General features: G+C 63.3%; 1 protein-coding gene. It reads right to left on the bottom strand.

Translation table 11 applies throughout. From position 1 onward, the window contains the following. A partial coding sequence (gene icmF / locus RMO23_RS02105) for a fused isobutyryl-CoA mutase/GTPase IcmF (protein WP_309678443.1) occupies nucleotides 1-3,290 on the bottom strand: 3,290 nt, incomplete at both ends.

The raw sequence follows: 3,290 nt of genomic DNA on the forward strand, positions 1-3,290 counted from the left end.
GTGATCTGCCCGAGTGAGCAAACACGCACCGCGTCCATCAGCACTTCAAACACATTGGCGTTGTCGATCACGGCCTGCTGAAGGCGCTTGAGCATCGCACCTGACGCACCCGCGTTGCGCGTGTGGAAATCGCTCAGGCGCTTCAACTGGCTCTGTTTCTCGTCATCGGTTGAGCGGGCCAGCTCCAGCTTGTCTTGCACCGCATCGCCATGCGGGTTGCGGAAGGTGTTCACACCGATGATGGGCAGCTCACCCGTGTGTTTGAGCATTTCGTAGTGCATGGATTCGTCCTGTATGCGGCCGCGCTGGTAGCCGGTTTCCATGGCGCCCAAGACCCCGCCGCGCTCGGCGATGCGCTCAAACTCCAGCAAGACCGCCTCTTCGAGCAGCTCGGTCAGCTCTTCGATGATGAACGCGCCCTGTGACGGGTTTTCGTTCTTGGCCAGGCCCCATTCACGGTTGATGATGAGCTGGATCGCCATGGCCCGGCGCACCGATTCCTCGGTCGGCGTGGTGATGGCCTCGTCAAACGCATTGGTGTGCAGCGAGTTGCAGTTGTCGTAAATCGCAATCAGCGCCTGCAAGGTGGTGCGGATGTCGTTGAACTGGATTTCCTGCGCATGCAGGCTGCGGCCCGAGGTCTGGATGTGGTATTTGAGCTTCTGGCTGCGCTCGTTGGCGCCGTACTTTTCCTTCATCGCAACGGCCCAGATGCGGCGCGCCACGCGGCCCATCACGGTGTATTCGGGGTCCATGCCGTTGCTGAAGAAAAAGCTCAGGTTGGGCGCGAAGTCGTCGATGTGCATGCCGCGCGCCAGATAGGCCTCGACAAAGGTAAAGCCATTGGACAGCGTGAAGGCGAGCTGGCTGATCGGATTCGCGCCGGCCTCGGCAATGTGGTAGCCGCTGATCGAGACGCTGTAGAAATTTCGGATCCGGTTGTGCACAAAATACTGCGCAATGTCGCCCATGACCTTGAGGCTGAACTCGGTGGAGAAGATGCAGGTGTTCTGGCCCTGGTCTTCCTTCAAAATGTCGGCCTGCACCGTGCCGCGCACGTTTTCCATGACCCATTCGCGGATCTTGGCGGCCTCGGTGTCGGTTGGCTCGCGGCCATTGTCGGTGGTGAATTTTTCGAGGTTCTGGTCGATGGCGGTGTTCATGAACATGGCCAGAATGCTGGGCGCCGGGCCGTTGATGGTCATGCTGACCGAGGTTTGGGGCGAGCACAAATCAAAGCCGCCGTACAGCACCTTCATGTCGTCCAGCGTCGCAATCGACACGCCGGAATTGCCGACCTTGCCGTAGATGTCGGGGCGCGGGGCCGGGTCGTTGCCATACAGCGTGACCGAGTCAAAGGCCGTGGACAGGCGCTTGGCGGCCATGCCGGAACTCAGCAGCTTGAAGCGCGTATTGGTGCGAAAGGCATCGCCCTCGCCGGCAAACATGCGGGTCGGGTCCTCGCCCTCGCGCTTGAAGGCAAAGGTGCCGGCGGTATAGGGGTAGCTGCCAGGCACGTTGTCCAGCATCAGCCACTGCAGGGTTTCGCCGTGGTCTTCGTACTTGGGCAGGCAGACCTTGCGGATGGTGGTGCCCGACAGCGACTTGGTGGTCAGCGCGGTGCGGATTTCCTTGTCGCGGATTTTCACCACGTACTCGTCGCCGGCGTAGGCTTTTTGCATGTCGGGCCACTGCGCCAGCAGGTGCCGGGCGTCGGCGTCCATGCGCGACTTGCGCTGGCCGGCCAAATCGAGTGCGGCCTCGGCGGCGGGCGCGCGATCGGGCTTGTCGAGGGTCAGCATGGCGGCGGCGGCCTGGAGCTGCTGCACTTCGCGCGCCAGCCGGGCCTGTTCACGGGCGCGTTTTTTGTAGCCGCGCACGGTGTCGCTGATTTCGGCCAGGTAGCGCGTGCGGGCGGCCGGCACCACCGGCGTCTGGTTGGTGCTGTGGCGCACGTCCACCAGCGGCAGGCTGCTTTCGCCCAGTTGCAGGCCCAGCTCGGCGAGCCGGGGTTTGAGCGCCTGGTACAGCGCGGTCACGCCGTCATCGTTAAAGCGCGCCGCCATGGTGCCGAACACCGGCATCTGGTCAGCCGGCGTGCCCCAGGCTTCCTTGTTGCGCTGCACCTGCTTGGAGACATCGCGCAGCGCGTCGAGCGAGCCCTTGCGGTCAAACTTGTTGATGGCGACGAACTCGGCAAAGTCCAGCATGTCGATTTTTTCCAGCTGGCTGGCCGCGCCAAACTCGGGTGTCATGACGTACATCGGCACATCCACATGCGGCACGATGGCCGCGTCGCCCTGGCCAATGCCCGAGGTTTCGACCACGATCAAGTCAAACCCGGCGCATTTGCAGGCCGCAATCACATCGGGCAGGGCCTGGCTGATCTCGGAGCCAAAGTCGCGCGTGGCCAGACTGCGCATGAACACCCGCTGACCGCTGTCCACGGGCGCATCGCCGTCGGGCCGCCCCAAGGCGATGCCGGCCCCCTCGGGGGGCAGCGCAGCACGCGCAGCGGCAAGCGTGGGGGCCCAAGGGGTTATGGCATTCATGCGGATGCGGTCGCCCAGGAGCGCGCCGCCGCTCTTGCGGCGTGACGGGTCAATGCTGATGACGGCGATGCGCAGCTGGTCGTTCTGGTCCAGCCGCAGGCGGCGTATCAACTCGTCGGTGAGCGACGACTTGCCGGCGCCGCCGGTGCCGGTAATGCCCAGCACCGGTATCTTTTTGCTGGCAGCCTGTGTCCGCAGCGCCTCGACCAGCGCCGGATCCAGGCCCGCTGCGCGGGCTGGGCTATCGCCCCCCTTGTCATTTTTGCCTTCGGCAGAAACCTCGCGGTTTTCCAGCGCGGTGATCAGCTGCGCCAGCGCCCGCCAGTTCATCTCGCCGTGGCCTGCGATGGCCTGGATGTCATGCGGCGCAAAGCCGGTCAGGTCCTGGTCGCAGCGCATCACCATCTCGCCAATCATGCCGGCCAGACCCATGCGCTGACCATCCTGCGGGCTGAAGATCCGGGCAACGCCGTAGTTCTGGAGTTCCTGAATTTCATCCGGCACGATAACGCCGCCGCCGCCACCGAACACCTGAATATGCTCGCCGCCCCGGCTTTTGAGCAGGTCGACCATGTACTTGAAGTACTCGACATGGCCGCCCTGGTAGCTGCTGATGGCAATGCCTTGGGCATCTTCTTGCAGCGCAGCGGTAACGACTTCATCAACGCTGCGGTTATGGCCCAGGTGAACCACTTCTGCCCCCATGCTTTGCAAAATGCGTCGCATGATGTTGATGGC

The organism is Polaromonas sp., assembly GCF_031411155.1.
In the GTDB taxonomy this organism is placed as follows: Bacteria; Pseudomonadota; Gammaproteobacteria; order Burkholderiales; family Burkholderiaceae_C; genus Polaromonas.